Below are 14,561 nucleotides of genomic sequence, written 5' to 3'. Positions count from 1 at the left end.
GCCGGGGAATCTCCGCTTCCCCTTCGCGCCTGTGGTGCCATATCCCGCCATCTAGATGCTTCGTCCCAACCTGTGGCGCGCCGCGACGCGCGCCCGAATTTACGCATCTCGCCTATGCACGGACAAAGCTCAATGGCGAATGAACGACATGATTTTGCCGCAATTCGCGCATCAGCTCCCGACGGGAGGATCGCCCGCGGCTTCGAATTCGAGCGCGACCGAATTGATGCAGTAGCGCAGCCCGGTGGGCTTGGGGCCGTCGGGGAAGACGTGGCCCAGGTGGCTGTCACAGTTCGCGCACAGCACCTCGGTGCGGGTCATGCCGTGCGAGACATCTTGCTTGGTTTCCACCGCATCGTCTTCGACCGGGGCATAGAAGCTGGGCCAGCCCGATCCGCTGTCGTATTTCTCGTTGCTGCGGAAGACGAGGTTGCCGCAGGCGGCGCAGTGATATTCGCCCTCGTCCTTCAGCTTGTCGTAGGCGCCGGTGAAGGCACGCTCGGTCCCCGCCTCGCGCAGCACCTGGTACTGTTCGCGGGTTAGGCGCTCGCGCCATTGGTCTTCGGTCAGTTCGAGCTTGTCGGACATATGGGAAACTCCTTTCCCGGTTATATGGCCCGCAATCCGCGGAGTTCCAGTTTCGGCGCTTATCGCCGCGCGCCACCCGCCGCTGCCAGAGGCGTTAGTCGTCCAGCTGCGCGTAGTGCGCGGGCGGCTGGATCACGTCCATCCGCTCGCTCAGCAGCGGGCCGAAGCTCGGGCGGCTCTTGAAGGCGGCGTACCAGTCGCGCGTGGGGCCGTGATCCTTCCAGTCGATTCCGCCGAGGTAATCCGCGACCGAAAGCTGGGCGGCGGCGGTGATGTCGGCGAGGCTCATCTGCGGGCCCGCGATCCAGGCGCGGTGATCGAGCAGCCAGTCGAGATAGTCGAGATGCGCGTGCGCCAGCTTCATCGCCTCGCGGATGATCCGCGAATCTGGCGGTTCGCGCAGCACCAAGCGCTTCTTCATCCGCTCGTGCAGCAGCGGCATGGTGACATCGCCGAACAGGTTCTCCTCCAGCAGAGCGACCAGCCGGCGGATTTCCGCGCGGTTGAGCGCCGACCCATTGATCATCGGCGCCTTGTCGACCGTTTCCTCGAAATATTCGCAGATCGCGGTCGAATCGCTGAGCACGATCCCCTTCTCGGTCTCCTCGACCACGGGCACGCGGCCTGCGTGGTTCATGTCGAGAAAATCGTCGTCGGCCTTCCACGGATCGAGCCGGTTGAGGGCGAAAGGCACGCCTTTCTCGCGCAGCAGGATGCGTACCTTGCGGCTGAACGGGCAGAGCGGGAATTGGTGGACGGTCCACATGCGCGCCCCACTTGGGGTATTCGTGTCCGCAAATCCAGATGCTTGCGTGCGACTGCGGCCAGTTGTGCGCAATCAGGCGATCAGATGCCCGAAGCTTCGAGCAGCATGAGGCATGGCGGCATGATCTGGTCGAGCGTGCCCTCCGCGACGATGCTTTGCGCCTGGCTGCGCAGCTGCGCGCTGATCGCCGCCCGGTCGAGTTCGGATTCGTCCATCACCCGTGCGCTTGCCTGGACGAAGAATTCGCGCCCCCGCTCGGCCAGCGGAGGATATTCCAGCGCCGCCTCCTCGCCCAGCCGCTGGCGTTCGGCGATCAGCGCGAAGGCCGCCGAACAGCGGATCGCGCCCTGCTGGTCCGCGGGCAGCGATACGGCCTCCTTTTCCGTCGAAGCGGGGGGCGCGGCAGGCCCGTCCGCAGCGGTCGCGGGCTGGAGGGCGAGAAAAACGAGCGGCAAGAGGTTGGCGATCATGACCCGGGACCATACCTGAAGCGCACGCCCGGCGCTGCCTCTTTCTGAAAGAACGGCGCGGACACGAGACCAACCGCTAGCCAAAGGACCCTGCCCATATGACCGATGCACCGAGCGACCATTCCTCCCTTCACCTTCTGATCGGCGGCGAGAAAGTCTCCGGCGGCAGCCGCAAGACGCAGGACGTCATCGACCCGGCGACGGCCGAAGTGCTCGGCAGCCTGCCGCATGCGACCAGCGACGATCTCGACACCGCGCTCGCCAATGCGGACAAGGGCTTCCACTCGTGGCGCAAAGAAAGCGCGGACAAGCGCGCCGCCGCGCTCCACAAGGCGGCAGCGCTGCTGCGCGAGCGTGCCGGCGCGATCGGCGAGCTGCTGACGCGCGAACAGGGCAAGCCGCAGCGCGAGGCGATGGGCGAAGTCATCTACTGCGCGATGCTCCTCGAATTCTACGCGGGCGAGTGCAAGCGCGCCTATGGCCGCACGCTGGTTCGCCCCGAAGGGCAGAGCGCGCGCGTGATCTACGTGCCGGTCGGCCCGATCGCCGGCTTCGCAGCGTGGAACTTCCCCGCGATCAACGTCGTGCGCAAGGTCGGCGGCGCGATCGCGGCGGGCTGCTCGGTCATCGTGAAACCGTCCGAAGAAACCCCGGCGGCGGGCCTCGCGCTGGTGCAGGCGCTGCTCGATGCGGGCGTGCCGGGCGATGTCTGCCAGGTGGTCTTCGGCGTACCCGACGAGGTCAGCCGCCACCTGCTTGGCTCGCCGATCATCCGCAAGGTCACCTTCACCGGGTCGACCGCGGTCGGCAAGCATCTGGTCAAGCTGGCGGCGGACGATCTGAAGGTCACCACGATGGAACTGGGCGGCCACGCGCCGGTGATGGTGTTCAAGGACAGCGACGTCGACACCGTGCTCGATACGATGGTCGGCGCGGCCTACCGCAATGCCGGGCAGGTCTGCGTCAGCCCCACCCGCTTCCTGATCGAGGAAGACCTGTTCCCCGCCTTCCGCGACGGTTTCGTCGAGCGCACCAAGGCGATCAAGGTCGGCAACGGGATGGAGAAGGACACCCAGATGGGCCCGATGGCGAACGAGCGCGGACCCGAAGGCCTCGCCAAGAAGATCGCCGACGCGAAGGACAAGGGCGCGAAGCTCGACACGGGCGGCGAGCGGATCGGCAACCAGGGCTTCTTCTTCGAACCGACCGTGCTCAGCGAAGTGCCGCTCGACGCGGAGATCATGAACGAGGAGCCCTTCGGCCCGATCGCGCTGCTCAACCCGATGGCCAATGCGGATGCGATCGTGGAGGAGGCGAACCGCCTGCCCTACGGCCTCGCCGCCTATGCCTGGACCAACGATCCCAAGCTGCGCAGCCGCCTCGCCGCCGAGGTCGAGGCCGGGATGCTGGCGATCAACGGCGCCAATGTGAGCGCGCCCGATGCGCCCTTCGGCGGCGTGAAATGGTCGGGCTTCGGGCGCGAAGACGGCGAGGAAGGCGTGATGCACTGCATGGTCGCCAAGACCATCCACGAAAGCTGATCGCTTCCCAATCGGGACGGAGGGGGGCTGGTGCGCCCCCTCCCCCAACCGGCATTTTGGCGCAATATCGGCGCGATGTCGGGGGGTGACACAGGGTGACAGGTGTCACCCATGTGTCACCCTGACAAAATGCCGCATTCTCAGCGACTTGATATGCTCAAGGTGACACTTTGCCGATTTGCGGCGCGAAAAATGCCTGTGAGCGTCAGGCGCGCGGATCCGACGAACGACGATAGGAAAGAGCCGCCGTCACGCTAGCGGCTCCGGACGGTGTAGGACAGGCGAAGACGCACAGGCTGCTTCCGCGCCTCGCGCTCCGGATACGGCGCGCAGGATCGCGCCGCGCGTGCGTGCAGCGCCCCGCGCGCGCTGCTTCCGCATGGTCCGCTTTTGGTGTATTGCACGCCATGGCCTTCACGGAGCATCCCTTGCGGCGTGAACTGGTGCACGAGATGCACCTGCGCCGCTTCGCTCCGGTCCGGGCACCCTCGCGCATCATCCAGATGGTGTGCCTCGTCGAAGAGGCAGGGCGCGATACCGAACAGCAGCATCTCGCCAATCCACCGATCCCACCGCATAGCGAGAAACGCGAGAGCCGCTTTGCCGTTCTGCGCTTCGCCGATGATGTGACCGTGCTGTGGGAACGGCATACCGAAGCGGTGACCGTCACCCTGATCGGCAGCGGGCAGGAGAACGCCACCCGCGACGCGCTCACCGGCTGGTTCGGCGACTGGCCCGGGGCGGTGCTGCGCGCCACCAAGGTCTATGTCGAGGCAAGCGAGGCCGAGGCCGAAGAGCTTCTGCCCGCAATGGAGTTCGAGCGGGAGGATCTGGTATCCTGCTACGTCTGCTCGGGCGTGCGGGTATGGTCGGATTTTCGCATCCGCGAGGATGGGCACGGGCGGCTGCTGATCTGTGCGCCCAACCGGCAGGCGGACGATCTGGGGCGGATCGTCCAGCGGCTGCAGGAGCTTGGCAATTACCGCAATCTCGCCCTCGTCGGCCTGCCGCCCGTTCAGCGTCTGATGCCCGAACTCAACACGCTCGAAGCGCAGCTGGCCGCCTACGTACAGGCGCTGGCCGACGATGCCGAACACGACGACGAGGGGCTGCTGGGCGATCTCTCGAAGGTTTCCGCCGAACTCGCGCGGCTTCGCGCCGAAAACAGCTATCGCACCAGCGCCAGCCGGGCCTATGCCCAGATTGCCGGCGACCGGCTCGACGGGCTGGGCGTGGAGCCGATCGATGGCTTCCAGAGCCTGACCGATTTCACCGAACGGCGGCTGGTCCCCGCCAATCGGACGATCGAGACATTCGTCAACCGGCTCCAGCGCCTGTCCGAACGCAGCGGCGATGCCATCGCGCTGCTCAACACGCGGATCGACACGCGCATCAAGGCGCAGAATCTCGACCTGTTGCGATCGATGGAGAGCACTTTCAATCTCCAGCTACGGCTGCAGAACCTGGTCGAGCTGCTGTCGGTCATCGCGGCAAGCTACTACGCGGTCGCGCTGATCGCCTACATGGCCAAGGGGGTGAAGGCGCTCGGCACGCGCAACGTCGTCGACATCGTCATCGGAGTCGTCACGCCACTAGTCATCCTGACCATCTTCCTCCTCGTGTCGAGAATCAGGCATCGCTTTGTAAAAGAGGCCAATATTCGAGGTAAATAGCCACCACAGGCTGCTTTCTTTGCTCCACCAATTGGGGTATTGCACGGGTGGGGACGGTCCCAGCCGAACAGAGGAGAGGATCAAGACTATGAAAAAACGTGCCCTTCTAGGCAGCATTGCTCTTGCAGGACTCATTGCGACCGCAGGCTGCAACAGCCGCGCGGACGAGGAGCAGCCGGCGACTGCCGAAACGCAGGCTCCCGCTGCTGCCGAAACGACCGAGGCCGCGGCGATGTCGCAGGAGCCCGAGGTCGAGCCCAACGGCAACATCATCGAGATCCAGATGCTGACGCGCGATCCCGACGGAAGCGGACTGCAGGTGTTCAAGCCGCGCCTGATCACCGCGCAGGTCGGCGACACGATCCGCTTCATCCCGACCGACCCGACTCACCAGTCGTCCTCCATCGAGGGAATGGTCCCCGATGGCGCGCGCGGCTGGGAAGGCGAGATCAACGAGCCGGTCGATTACGTCGTCCCCGTGCCAGGGATCTACGGCTACAAGTGCGTGCCGCACTACGCGGCGGGCATGGTCGGCCTGATCATCGTCGAAGGCGACGGCATGACCGACAATCTCGAATCCGCGCGCGAAACGTCGCACCCCGGGCTTGCCGGTGGCAAGTTCGAAGAGATTTTCGACCAGGCGCAGTCCGAGGGCATGCTCGGCTCGTAAGCGACAGCTCGATCGATCGACTGATCGAAGGAAAGGTCGGACCGCGAGGTCCGGCCTTTCTTTTTGCGTGAGGCAGCGGGCGATTGAACAGCGAGGCGGCAGGTAGCGCGTTGCCCCGCGACAGTAGGGATCAGTCGACCTTGGGGCGGCCTTCCTCGCGGCGTTCCTCTTCGGCTTCCTCGCGCCGCATTTCCTCGGCGGCCTTGCCGCGCGGCGTGTCCATCGGATGCCGGTTGGAGCGTTTGCGCATGAAGAAGACGAACAGTGCAACTGCAATCGCGAGGACGATCAGCAGGGTCACGATATTGAGCGGTGCGGCTATCGTCGACAGCATCGGAAATGAAGTGAGCAGCATCGGAGGTTCTCCCAGTCTTCCCTCTTCCGCCGCTTACTCAACGGGTGCGGCGGCGCTTGTGTTCCGCAGGCCTGCTTGCGCGGTCAGGCGACTGCCTCCATCCGCGCCAGTTCGCACTGCGACCAGATCTCGCTCAGCGCCGCGATCAGGCGGTCGATATCGCCATCGCTATGCACCGGCGACGGCGTGATCCGCAGCCGCTCCGTCCCCACAGGCACGGTCGGGTAGTTGATCGGCTGAACGTAGATGCCGTGGTTGTCCATCAGCCAGTCGCTGATCCGTTTGCACTTGTGCGCATCGCCCACCATCACCGGGATGATATGGCTGGGGTTGGGAAGATGCGGGATGCCCATCGCATCGAGCCGCCGCCGCACCTGCGCCACCCGGTCCTTGTGCCGCGCGCGCTCCAGCTGGCTGGTCTTCAGATGCCGGATGCTCGCCGCCGCGCCCGCCGCCACGGCGGGGGGCAGCGCGGTCGAGAAGATGAAGCCGCTTGCGAAGGTGCGCACGTAGTCGATCAGGTCGGCGCTGGCGGCGATATAGCCGCCCATCACGCCGAATGCCTTGCCCAGCGTCCCTTCGATCACGGTGATCCGGTCCATCAGGCCTTCGCGTTCGGCCACCCCGCCGCCGCGCGGCCCATAGAGGCCGACGCCATGGACCTCGTCGATATAGCTCATCGCGCCGTGCCGTTCGCACACGTCTAGAATTTCGGCGATCGGCGCGATGTCGCCATCCATCGAATAGACGCTTTCGAAGGCCACCAGCTTGGGCACCTCCGGCCCGTAGTCCGACAGCTTGCGGTCGAGATCTTCCGCGTCGTTGTGCGACCATATCTTGTAGGGCGCGCGGCTGTGGCGAATGCCTTCGATCATACTGGCGTGGTTGAGCGCGTCGGAAAACACCACGCAGCCCGGAATCTTCGCCGCCAGCGTGCCCAGCCCCGCCCAGTTGGAGACATAGCCGCTGGTGAACAGCAGCGCGGCTTGCTTGCCGTGCAGGTCGGCCAGCTCGCGCTCGAGCTCGACATGAAAATGGTTGGTGCCCGAGATATTGCGCGTGCCGCCCGCGCCCGCGCCGCATTCGTCCAGCGCGGCGTGCATCGCGTCGACCACGACCGGGTGCTGGCCCATGCCGAGATAGTCGTTCGAGCACCACACGGTGACCGGCTGCGTCTCCTCGCCCACGAAGCGCGTCGCCTGCGGGAAGGCGCCGCGATGGCGCTTGATATCGGTGAACACGCGATAGCGCCCCTCTTCGCGCACGCCATCGAGCTCGGCCTTGAAGAACGCATCGTAGTCCATCGGGGAAATCTCCATCTTGTCCATTATAGTCCCCTCATCGCATTCGTGTGCGCCCGCCTGTCCCGCGCGGCGATTGCCCAGCCCCATAGCGCACCATCGCGCAGAGGAAGGGCGAAAAAGAGATGTTCTAGCGCGCCCAGCGCGGCCAGCGCGAACAGCAGGCTCGCACCGGTCGCGACCCCGCCGGCGCTCGCCATCGCGGCCTGAACGCCGAGCCAGGCGGCAAGCGTGACGGTTCCGGCGATGCTGAGGCCCAGCAGCGCGGTGAAGCGGTTGGGCCCGAAATAGCTGGTCATATAGGCGAGGTGGCGCGGCAGGATGTCGGTGCTGGCATTGGGCACGCCTGCGAACAGGTTGAGCTTGGCGAGCAGGCGCAGGCCGAAGAGCAGCGCGAAGACCTGCGCGCCCAGCGGATTGGGCTGGCCCCAGCTGAGCGCGACGAGCATCGCCGCCGTCGCGCCGAGCGCCAGTTCGTGATGGATGACCGCCGCGCTCGCCTGCCGGAAGCGCAAGAGCCCATGTGCGTGCGGCATCGCCGCCTCGCGCCGCGGCCCGGTGACCCCGCCGGTCAGGAAAGCCAGCTCGTGCCAGCCCCAGATCGCCAGCGCGCCGACGAAGCCGAGATAGCTGCCGTCGATGCCGGTCATGCGCAAGGACGCGAGCACCGCGCCCAGCCCCGCAACGCCCGCCACGCCCGCCAGCACGAGGCTGCGCGAGAACCCGTCGCGCGAGGCGTTCGCCGCCCACGCGATCAGCCCGGTGGCGAAGAACCACACCGCGATCGTCGCCAGCACGGGCAGGACATGGCCGGTCATGCTCACCATGCGGGCTGCAATCGAACGGTCTGCGGCAGCTCGTTCTTCTGCGCGCGGTGGAAATACATCCGCGCGAAGTTCCAGCCTGCCCCGGCCATTCCGCTCGCGCGCTTCGCAAGGCCGCCAATGCCACCCTGCGCCTTGCCATCCTCGATCCGCAAAGACGCCTGCCGCAGCGCTTCCATATGCGCGCGGAATTTCGGGCTGTCGGTATCGAGCTCGACCGGGAAGACCTGCCGGGCGATCTGGTTACAGACCGAGAAGACCTTGTAGTCGTATTCGGTCGGATCGACTCCCAGCGCCTTGTGGAACACCGGGCGCGCATGGTCGCGCACGTACATCGTGGCATAGACCGCGAGCAGGAAGAAGCGGATCCACAATGTGTTATGGCCCTTCAGCAGCCCGGGGTCGGCGCGCATCAGCATGGCGAAGGCCTCGCCATGGCGGAACTCGTCGTTGCACCATTCCTCGAACCAGTCGAAGATCGGGTGGAACTTGTTTTCCGGATGCTTTTCGAGGTGCCGGTAGATCGTGATGTAGCGCGCGTAGCCGATCTTTTCGGACAGATAGACCGCGTACCAGATGAATTTCGGCTTGAAGAAGGTGTACTTCTTGGTCTTCGTCAGGAAGCCCAGATCGACGCCGATGCCGGCATCCTTGAGGCTTTCGTTGATAAAGCCGGCATGGCGGCTCTCGTCGCGCGCCAGCAGCCTGAAGAGCTGTTTCACGTCGGGGTTCTTCGTGCGCCGCGCGATCTCGGCATAGAGCACGCAGCCGGAAAATTCCGAGGTCATCGAACTGACCATGAAATCGGTGAACTCGGCGCGCAGCGCAGGCTCGAGATTCTCGATGATCCCGGCGAAGCTGCCCTTGTCGCGGAAATGCCGCTTGTTCGGGTCGCCTTCCATGTCGGCGATCAGCTGGTCCCACTCCTCGCGCACGAGGCTCACGTCGATCGCGTCGAGCGCATCGAAATCGGTGGTGTAGAAGCGCGGGGTCAGGATCGTGTCCTGCGTGGCGAGGGCCATGGCCTCGTCGCTGGTCATGATCTTTCCACCAGGGGCCGCTTCGGCTTTCGCCTCTTGGATTCTGGCCCCCGCAATTTTGGCTGGCGCGTTCATCTGATCCTCCCGGGATTGAAGCTGACCTCGTAGAGTTCGCGCAGGTCGAAATAGGCCGCGAGCCGGGTGAGCGCCTGCGCGATCGGCCCCGCGCGGGTGACCGTGGCGGTCCGCTCGAACTGCGCGGTTTCGCCGAAGGCGATGCGGATCGGCGCGCCGTGGACGCGCACCTTGTCGCCTGGACGGATGGCAACATCCTCCGCCAGTTCGACATGGGCGTGGAAATGCTCGAAGCTCTGCTCGACCGAGATACGGCAGGGAATGTCGAACTGCTTGCCGGTGTTGCGTGACTGGAGCATCAGCCCGCCTCCCGTTCGAGCAGCACCGCAAAGGCGGCGCGGTTGGTCGCGCCGAAGCCCATCAGCTCGCGCGTTTCGCCCGTCGTCGGATCGCTCAGCGTCAGCCCGCCATCGTCCCAGCGCGTCAGCTCGAAGGGCGTTTCCGGGCCGATCCCCTTGCGCATGCGGACATGGACGAGGCTGCGCATGGTGGAGCGGATGAAGCCGCCCGTGCCCGGCTCGATCCGCGCGATGTGTTCGCGCGTCGCCCCATCCTCGACCAGCACCGCGCCGTCGCTCGTATCGCTGAAGAACAGGCTGCGCTTGGCGAGCGCCTGCGTGCCCGCCATCGCGCGCGAGGTTTCGGGCACCGCGTCGCGCGCCACGAAGCCGAAGCTCGCGGCCGTCGCCAGCGCCACCGACAGCAGGGCGATCCCGCCGATCATCATCAGCGGCACCCGGGGAATATCCTCGTCGTGATCGTGATCGAGGCTCATGCGAGTGCCCCTTCGACCGGTGCGCCTTCGACCCGGGGTTTGGCAGGCTGCGGTGTGCGCGCCGGCAGTTCGCCGCGTTCGATCGCCTGGTGCGCCGCCACCGCGCGCGCGAGCTTTTCGGCCACCGGCGACGCGGCGGGCACGGCGCGCAGCATCGGCTGCGGGTGCGCATAGCGCCATGGCCGGGCATGCGGCCACAAGAGCGCGTAGCCGAGCGTATGCTCGGCCGCGGGCTCCAGTGCGATCTCGCCATAACCGCCGCCCTTGTCGCTCAGGTGGGCGGCCCCGATCTGGCGTAGCGGCAGGTTGATCGTCTTCTCGATCGCCATGCCGATATGCAGGATCACGCGGCGATCGGTCAGCAGGTAGGTCGTGGTGCGCGCGGACAGGTAAGCGAGGCCATGAAGGATGGCGAGCGTGGCGAGACCTGCCAGCAGCATGAAGATCGCCCCGGTCCCGCCCCCGAAGACGAGCGCCAGTGCGGTCAGCGCGAGGAAGTAGCCCGCCACGATCCGCGCGCGAAACGCCGTGCGGGCGAGCACCAGCGCATCGGGCTTGCCCTGCCACAGCAGGGTCTCGTCGCGCTGCGGGTTCCACAGCATCTGCGCCTGCGCATGGTTGAGAGCGTGGCGCCTGCTCACAGCACCGGCTCCTGCCGGCGCGGATTGGCGTAGAGATAGCCGCCGCCGAAATAGGCCACGATCCGTTCTTCCTCGTAGAACGTGATCTCGTCAGGCGCGGCGGGGACGGGCGCTCCGGCGAAGTGCGCCGCGTTGAGCGCATCGATGATGATCTTGCCATGCTTCCCCTTGACCACCGCCATCGCCATCGGCGCGAGCACGGTCTTGCCCGTTTCGGTGAGGACCGAGAGGTAGCGGATCACATGCTCGGCCCGGTCGATCCACACTTCGGTGACCTTGCCCGCGATGCCGCCATCCGCGCCCAGCACGGTCATGCCGATCGGGTTCGGATCCTGCGAGGCGATGGCGATATGCGCGTCGAGGCTCAGCGGCACGATCCGGGGGCGGCCGTCATGCGTCAGATCGGGCAACGGCTTGCGATTGGCCCACGACGCCGGGCCTATCCCGTCGATCAGGGGATCGCCAGTCGGCACGTAGGGCGCGCCATTGGAGCCGAAAGCCCGCTTCCCCGGCACGTCCAGCCGTTCGCGCGCAACGCTCTCGGGCGAAGCGACGCCGCGGCCGTGCGGCAGGTGGAAGATCTTGGGGCTGGCCCGGCTGAGCGGACCGCCGAGGCTTTCGACCCGGCCCGTGGCCTCGTCCTCCAGCGGATAGCCCTCGCGCCGGTCTTCGCGGCGCAGGTAGAAGACCAGCGCGATGAAGAACAGGACGAAGGCGAGGAACACCAGCTCCGTGATGTCGAACGTGCCCACGATATAGGAATCGGTCATTGGGGCTCTCCTGGCGTGGCGGTCATGTCGGGAACTCGCAGAGGCCGAAGCGCTGCGCGATGGGCTGCACGGTGACGGTGTCCCGACGACGTGCGACGAGCGGGCCGAGCGCCACGAGCGCGGCCAGCAAGAGGATGATCTCGATGATGTAGACGCTGCCATATCCGGCGGCCGGGTTATTGAGCGCGCCCGACAGGCCGCCCGCGCTCGCGGTTTGCGAGATGATATCGCGCAGCGTGCCGCCGACCGCGATGGCGACGCCCGCACAGCTCGCCTGCACCGCGCCCCATGCGCCCAGAGCAAGCCCCGCGCCTTCTCCCTGCGCGCGGGCCATCGTCTCGGTCAGCGTGCCGACCGAAAACAGTCCGAGGCCGAGCCCGATCGAGGTTGCACCCGCGAACAGCAGGAGGCTCGACTGGAAGGGCGATGCGAACAGCACCATCAGAAACGCCGCGATACCGGCGACGAGGCCGGTGCCCGCCAGCCGCAGCGGGTCTCCGCCATGCGACAGGCTGCGCCCGGCAAGGCAGAAACCGGCCAGCGCGCCCGCGGCCCAGGCGCCGGTCAGCATCGTCGTGCTGCCGACCGAAAGGCCGAGAATTTCGCCGCCGTAGGGCTCCAGCAGCGCATCCTGCATGGCGAAGGCCGCCGCGCCGATGCCGATCGCGGCGAGCAGGCGCGCGGTCCGCTCTTCCGCCACGAATGCTCGCCACAGGACCGCGAAGCTCGGCCCGGCGGGTGCCGAAGGTGCGAGCGAGGAACCGCGCGGCTCCTGCTTCCACAATGCGACCAGGTTGAGCACGAGGGTCAGCAGCGCCGCCCCCTGGATCACCTGCACCAGCCGCGTGGGCGTGAAATCGCCCAGCAGCGAACCGATCGCCAGCGCCGCCAGCATCGTGCCCGCGAGCAGCATCACGTAGAGCAGCGCGACCGCACGCGGCCGCTTGTCGGGCGGGGCGAGATCGGTCGCGAGCGCGAGCCCTGCAGTCTGCGTCGTGTGCAGGCCTGCGCCGGTCAGGAGGAACGCGACCGCGCTGACCGCGATGCCGAGCGTGGCGTTGCCCGGTGCAGAAAGCAGCAGCAGAGCAAACGGCATGATCGCCAGCCCGCCGAACTGCATCAGCGTGCCGAGCCAGATGAACGGCACGCGCCGCCAGCCGAGCAGCGAGCGGTGCGTGTCCGACTTGTGGCCGATCAGCGCGCGCAAGGGCGCGACCAGCAGCGGGATCGCGATGATCGTCGCGACGAGACCGGCGGGAATCGAAAGCTCGACGATCATCACGCGGTTGAGCGTGCCCGTCAGCAGGACGGTCGCCATGCCCACGCTCACCTGGAACAGCGCGAGGCGCAGCAGGCGCGCCAGCGGCAGGTCCGCGCTCGCCGCATCGGCGAAGGGCAGCCACGTCGTGGCCACCTGCATCCACCGGGCAGACAAGGGCGGGCGATTGCTCATCCGCGGCGCACCAGTTCGATCGCATGGCTGGTGTAGAAGCCGCGCGAGATGCGGTGGCTGCGTGCGACCTGCCAGCCGTCGAGGCGCGAGAGGCTGCGGCGCAGGTCGGCTTCCGCGATGGGCACGAGACGCGGCGAGCGGTCTTTGCGCGGAAACAGCTTGCCCGTCTGGTACATCGCGAAGAGCAGCGGGGTGCGCGGCACGAAGGTGAACAGGATCGACTGCGCGGTCCGCTCGCCCAAAGTCTCGATCGCCGCGATCAGGTCCGCCTCGCGGTAGTGGATCAGAGAATCCATCGCGACCACATGCGCAAAGGTGCCCAGCTCCGGGTCGAGCATGTCGCCCGCCTGCCAGTGGATGCGGCCGTGGCCGGTGAACGGCTCGCGCTGCCGCGCGACCTCGATCAACCCGCCCGCGACATCGACGCCGACCACCTCGGCACCCCGGCATGCCGCCGCGACGCTCAGCGCGCCCGTCCCGCATCCCGCATCGAGAATGCGCGTGCGCCGCAGGTCCTCGGGCAGCCAGCCGAGCAGCGTGTTGCGCATCTCCTCGCGCCCGGCGCGCACGGTCGCGCGCACGCCGCTGACCGGCGCATCGGAGGTGAGGTCGATCCACGCCTTGCGCGCCGTGCTGTCGAAATAGGTCGCCAGCCGGTCGCGGTTGGCGTCGTAGGTCGCCGAGTGCTGGACCGAGTGCTGGGGGGGTGCCATGCTCGCCATCATTCGAACCCCAGGAAGTCGAAGATGTCGCGATCCTTCATCGCGGTCGCCTCCTGCGGATCGACCCCGTCCCACAGCAGTTGCGCGAGGCGCAGATATTCGTTCTGCGCGGCGATCACCTCGGGGCAGTCGTCCATCTCGAACAGAGTGCATTTCTTGAGGCGCGAGCGGCGGATCGCGTCGACATCCCGGAAATGCGCCAGCCGCTGCATCCCGATCTGGTCGCAGAAGCGGTCGATCTCGTCGGTCTCGCGGCTGCGATTGGCCACGACGCCCGCGAGCCGGACGTTGTAGTTCTTCGCCTTCGCGCCGATCGCGGCGACGATCCGGTTCATCGCGAAGATCGAGTCGAAATCGTTCGCGGCGACGACCAGCGCGCGCTCGGCATGCTGCAACGGCGCGGCAAACCCGCCGCAGACCACATCGCCCAGCACGTCGAAGATGACCACATCGGTGTCTTCGAGCAGGTGGTGCTGCTTGAGCAGCTTGACCGTCTGGCCGACCACATAGCCGCCGCAACCGGTACCCGCCGGCGGCCCGCCCGCCTCGACGCACATGACGCCGTTATAGCCTTCGAACATGAAGTCCTCGGTCCGCAGCTCCTCGGAGTGGAACTCGACCTGCTCCAGCGCATCGATCACCGTCGGCATCAGCTTCTTGGTCAGGGTGAAGGTGCTGTCGTGCTTGGGATCGCAGCCGATCTGCAGCACCCGGTGGCCGAGCTTGCTGAACGCGGCGGAGAGGTTGGACGAGGTGGTCGACTTGCCGATCCCGCCCTTGCCGTAGACGGCGAAAACCTTCGCGCCCTTGATCCTGTCGCTCGGGTCGAGCTGGACCTGGACCGATCCCTCACCGTCCGGCGGTGCAAGTGTCGCGGCGTCTAGCATCACGTTCTCC

17 protein-coding genes are annotated in these 14,561 nt (G+C 66.6%); 3 read left to right on the top strand and 14 right to left on the bottom strand.

All coding sequences use genetic code 11. The features are described 5' to 3' along the window. Positions 1-171: 171 nt before the first annotated feature. The 3 genes from msrB to DL238_RS06245 form a co-directional block, all read right to left on the bottom strand. Positions 172-588 (bottom strand): peptide-methionine (R)-S-oxide reductase MsrB, encoded by a 417-nt coding sequence (msrB, locus tag DL238_RS06255; RefSeq protein ID WP_115491475.1) that lies wholly within the window; start codon positions 586-588, stop codon positions 172-174. Positions 589-682: 94 nt separating this feature from the next. Further along, entirely contained in the window at positions 683-1,354 is a 672-nt protein-coding gene (locus tag DL238_RS06250; RefSeq protein WP_115491474.1) for a glutathione S-transferase family protein, read from the bottom strand. Between the two features lie 80 nt (positions 1,355-1,434). After that, entirely contained in the window at positions 1,435-1,824 is a 390-nt protein-coding gene (locus tag DL238_RS06245; protein WP_115491473.1) for a hypothetical protein, read from the bottom strand. A 98-nt stretch (positions 1,825-1,922) separates the two neighbouring features. Here DL238_RS06245 and DL238_RS06240 point away from each other — a divergent pair, with 98 nt between their 5' ends. From DL238_RS06240 to DL238_RS06230, 3 genes are all read left to right on the top strand, one after another. Next, positions 1,923-3,365 carry an NAD-dependent succinate-semialdehyde dehydrogenase gene (locus tag DL238_RS06240; protein WP_115491472.1) on the top strand — a complete coding sequence of 481 codons (1,443 nt, stop codon included), beginning with the start codon at positions 1,923-1,925 and terminating at the stop codon, positions 3,363-3,365. A gap of 428 nt (positions 3,366-3,793) precedes the next feature. Further along, positions 3,794-5,038: a DUF3422 domain-containing protein gene (locus DL238_RS06235; RefSeq protein WP_181883846.1), complete on the top strand. Its 1,245-nt coding sequence runs from the start codon at positions 3,794-3,796 to the stop codon at positions 5,036-5,038. Positions 5,039-5,126: 88 nt separating this feature from the next. Then, complete coding sequence (locus DL238_RS06230) at positions 5,127-5,708, top strand: pseudoazurin (RefSeq protein ID WP_115491470.1); 582 nt, start codon at positions 5,127-5,129, stop codon at positions 5,706-5,708. 130 nt (positions 5,709-5,838) lie between these two features. Here DL238_RS06230 and DL238_RS06225 read toward each other — a convergent pair whose 3' ends face one another. The 11 genes from DL238_RS06225 to bchL all read right to left on the bottom strand — a co-directional run bounded on the left by DL238_RS06225 (position 5,839) and on the right by bchL (position 14,551). Then, a complete protein-coding gene (locus DL238_RS06225) occupies positions 5,839-6,063 on the bottom strand; it encodes a hypothetical protein (RefSeq protein ID WP_115491469.1) in 225 nt (74 codons plus the stop codon). Between the two features lie 83 nt (positions 6,064-6,146). After that, positions 6,147-7,367, bottom strand: coding sequence for a 5-aminolevulinate synthase (hemA, locus tag DL238_RS06220; RefSeq protein ID WP_115492799.1), 1,221 nt, complete (start codon positions 7,365-7,367; stop codon positions 6,147-6,149). Between the two features lie 23 nt (positions 7,368-7,390). Next, positions 7,391-8,182 carry a putative photosynthetic complex assembly protein PuhE gene (gene puhE / locus DL238_RS06215; protein WP_234030986.1) on the bottom strand — a complete coding sequence of 264 codons (792 nt, stop codon included), beginning with the start codon at positions 8,180-8,182 and terminating at the stop codon, positions 7,391-7,393. A 2-nt stretch (positions 8,183-8,184) separates the two neighbouring features. Beyond that, the gene (gene acsF, locus DL238_RS06210) at positions 8,185-9,228 is read right to left on the bottom strand and encodes a magnesium-protoporphyrin IX monomethyl ester (oxidative) cyclase (RefSeq protein ID WP_199798035.1); all 1,044 of its coding nucleotides are present in this window, start codon (positions 9,226-9,228) and stop codon (positions 8,185-8,187) included. 71 nt (positions 9,229-9,299) lie between these two features. Then, entirely contained in the window at positions 9,300-9,602 is a 303-nt protein-coding gene (locus DL238_RS06205; protein WP_115491466.1) for a hypothetical protein, read from the bottom strand. Further along, positions 9,602-10,078, bottom strand: coding sequence for a photosynthetic complex assembly protein PuhC (gene puhC / locus DL238_RS06200; RefSeq protein ID WP_115491465.1), 477 nt, complete (start codon positions 10,076-10,078; stop codon positions 9,602-9,604). Before puhC ends, DL238_RS06205 begins: the two co-directional genes overlap by 1 nt. Next, the gene (gene puhB / locus DL238_RS06195) at positions 10,075-10,719 is read right to left on the bottom strand and encodes a photosynthetic complex putative assembly protein PuhB (RefSeq protein ID WP_234030985.1); all 645 of its coding nucleotides are present in this window, start codon (positions 10,717-10,719) and stop codon (positions 10,075-10,077) included. The genes puhC and puhB overlap by 4 nt, the downstream gene beginning before the upstream one ends. Further along, positions 10,716-11,489: a photosynthetic reaction center subunit H gene (gene puhA, locus DL238_RS06190; RefSeq protein WP_115491464.1), complete on the bottom strand. Its 774-nt coding sequence runs from the start codon at positions 11,487-11,489 to the stop codon at positions 10,716-10,718. Before puhA ends, puhB begins: the two co-directional genes overlap by 4 nt. A 22-nt stretch (positions 11,490-11,511) precedes the next feature. Beyond that, a complete protein-coding gene (locus DL238_RS06185; protein ID WP_115491463.1) occupies positions 11,512-12,942 on the bottom strand; it encodes a BCD family MFS transporter in 1,431 nt (476 codons plus the stop codon). Continuing rightward, the gene (gene bchM / locus DL238_RS06180; protein WP_115492797.1) at positions 12,939-13,664 is read right to left on the bottom strand and encodes a magnesium protoporphyrin IX methyltransferase; all 726 of its coding nucleotides are present in this window, start codon (positions 13,662-13,664) and stop codon (positions 12,939-12,941) included. The genes DL238_RS06185 and bchM overlap by 4 nt, the downstream gene beginning before the upstream one ends. Then, the gene (gene bchL / locus DL238_RS06175) at positions 13,664-14,551 is read right to left on the bottom strand and encodes a ferredoxin:protochlorophyllide reductase (ATP-dependent) iron-sulfur ATP-binding protein (protein WP_115491462.1); all 888 of its coding nucleotides are present in this window, start codon (positions 14,549-14,551) and stop codon (positions 13,664-13,666) included. Before bchL ends, bchM begins: the two co-directional genes overlap by 1 nt. Positions 14,552-14,561: the final 10 nt, after the last annotated feature.

This window comes from Alteriqipengyuania lutimaris, assembly GCF_003363135.1.
Lineage (GTDB): Bacteria > Pseudomonadota > Alphaproteobacteria > Sphingomonadales > Sphingomonadaceae > Alteriqipengyuania > Alteriqipengyuania lutimaris.
This window is presented reverse-complemented; position numbering and strand designations above follow the sequence as displayed.

Bases quoted from the DNA above. Each gene is read 5' to 3' on its own strand.
- DL238_RS06230 (WP_115491470.1), top strand. From the start codon at position 5,127: ATGAAAAAACGTGCCCTTCTAGGCAGCATTGCTCTTGCAGGACTCATT.
- acsF (WP_199798035.1), bottom strand. From the start codon at position 9,228: ATGACCAGCGACGAGGCCATGGCCCTCGCCACGCAGGACACGATCCTG.
- msrB (WP_115491475.1), bottom strand. From the start codon at position 588: ATGTCCGACAAGCTCGAACTGACCGAAGACCAATGGCGCGAGCGCCTA.
- hemA (WP_115492799.1), bottom strand. From the start codon at position 7,367: ATGGACTACGATGCGTTCTTCAAGGCCGAGCTCGATGGCGTGCGCGAA.
- DL238_RS06205 (WP_115491466.1), bottom strand. From the start codon at position 9,602: ATGCTCCAGTCACGCAACACCGGCAAGCAGTTCGACATTCCCTGCCGT.
- puhC (WP_115491465.1), bottom strand. From the start codon at position 10,078: ATGAGCCTCGATCACGATCACGACGAGGATATTCCCCGGGTGCCGCTG.
- bchL (WP_115491462.1), bottom strand. From the start codon at position 14,551: ATGCTAGACGCCGCGACACTTGCACCGCCGGACGGTGAGGGATCGGTC.
- puhA (WP_115491464.1), bottom strand. From the start codon at position 11,489: ATGACCGATTCCTATATCGTGGGCACGTTCGACATCACGGAGCTGGTG.
- DL238_RS06225 (WP_115491469.1), bottom strand. From the start codon at position 6,063: ATGCTGCTCACTTCATTTCCGATGCTGTCGACGATAGCCGCACCGCTC.
- DL238_RS06240 (WP_115491472.1), top strand. From the start codon at position 1,923: ATGACCGATGCACCGAGCGACCATTCCTCCCTTCACCTTCTGATCGGC.
- DL238_RS06250 (WP_115491474.1), bottom strand. From the start codon at position 1,354: ATGTGGACCGTCCACCAATTCCCGCTCTGCCCGTTCAGCCGCAAGGTA.
- DL238_RS06185 (WP_115491463.1), bottom strand. From the start codon at position 12,942: ATGAGCAATCGCCCGCCCTTGTCTGCCCGGTGGATGCAGGTGGCCACG.
- bchM (WP_115492797.1), bottom strand. From the start codon at position 13,664: ATGGCGAGCATGGCACCCCCCCAGCACTCGGTCCAGCACTCGGCGACC.
- DL238_RS06245 (WP_115491473.1), bottom strand. From the start codon at position 1,824: ATGATCGCCAACCTCTTGCCGCTCGTTTTTCTCGCCCTCCAGCCCGCG.
- puhE (WP_234030986.1), bottom strand. From the start codon at position 8,182: ATGACCGGCCATGTCCTGCCCGTGCTGGCGACGATCGCGGTGTGGTTC.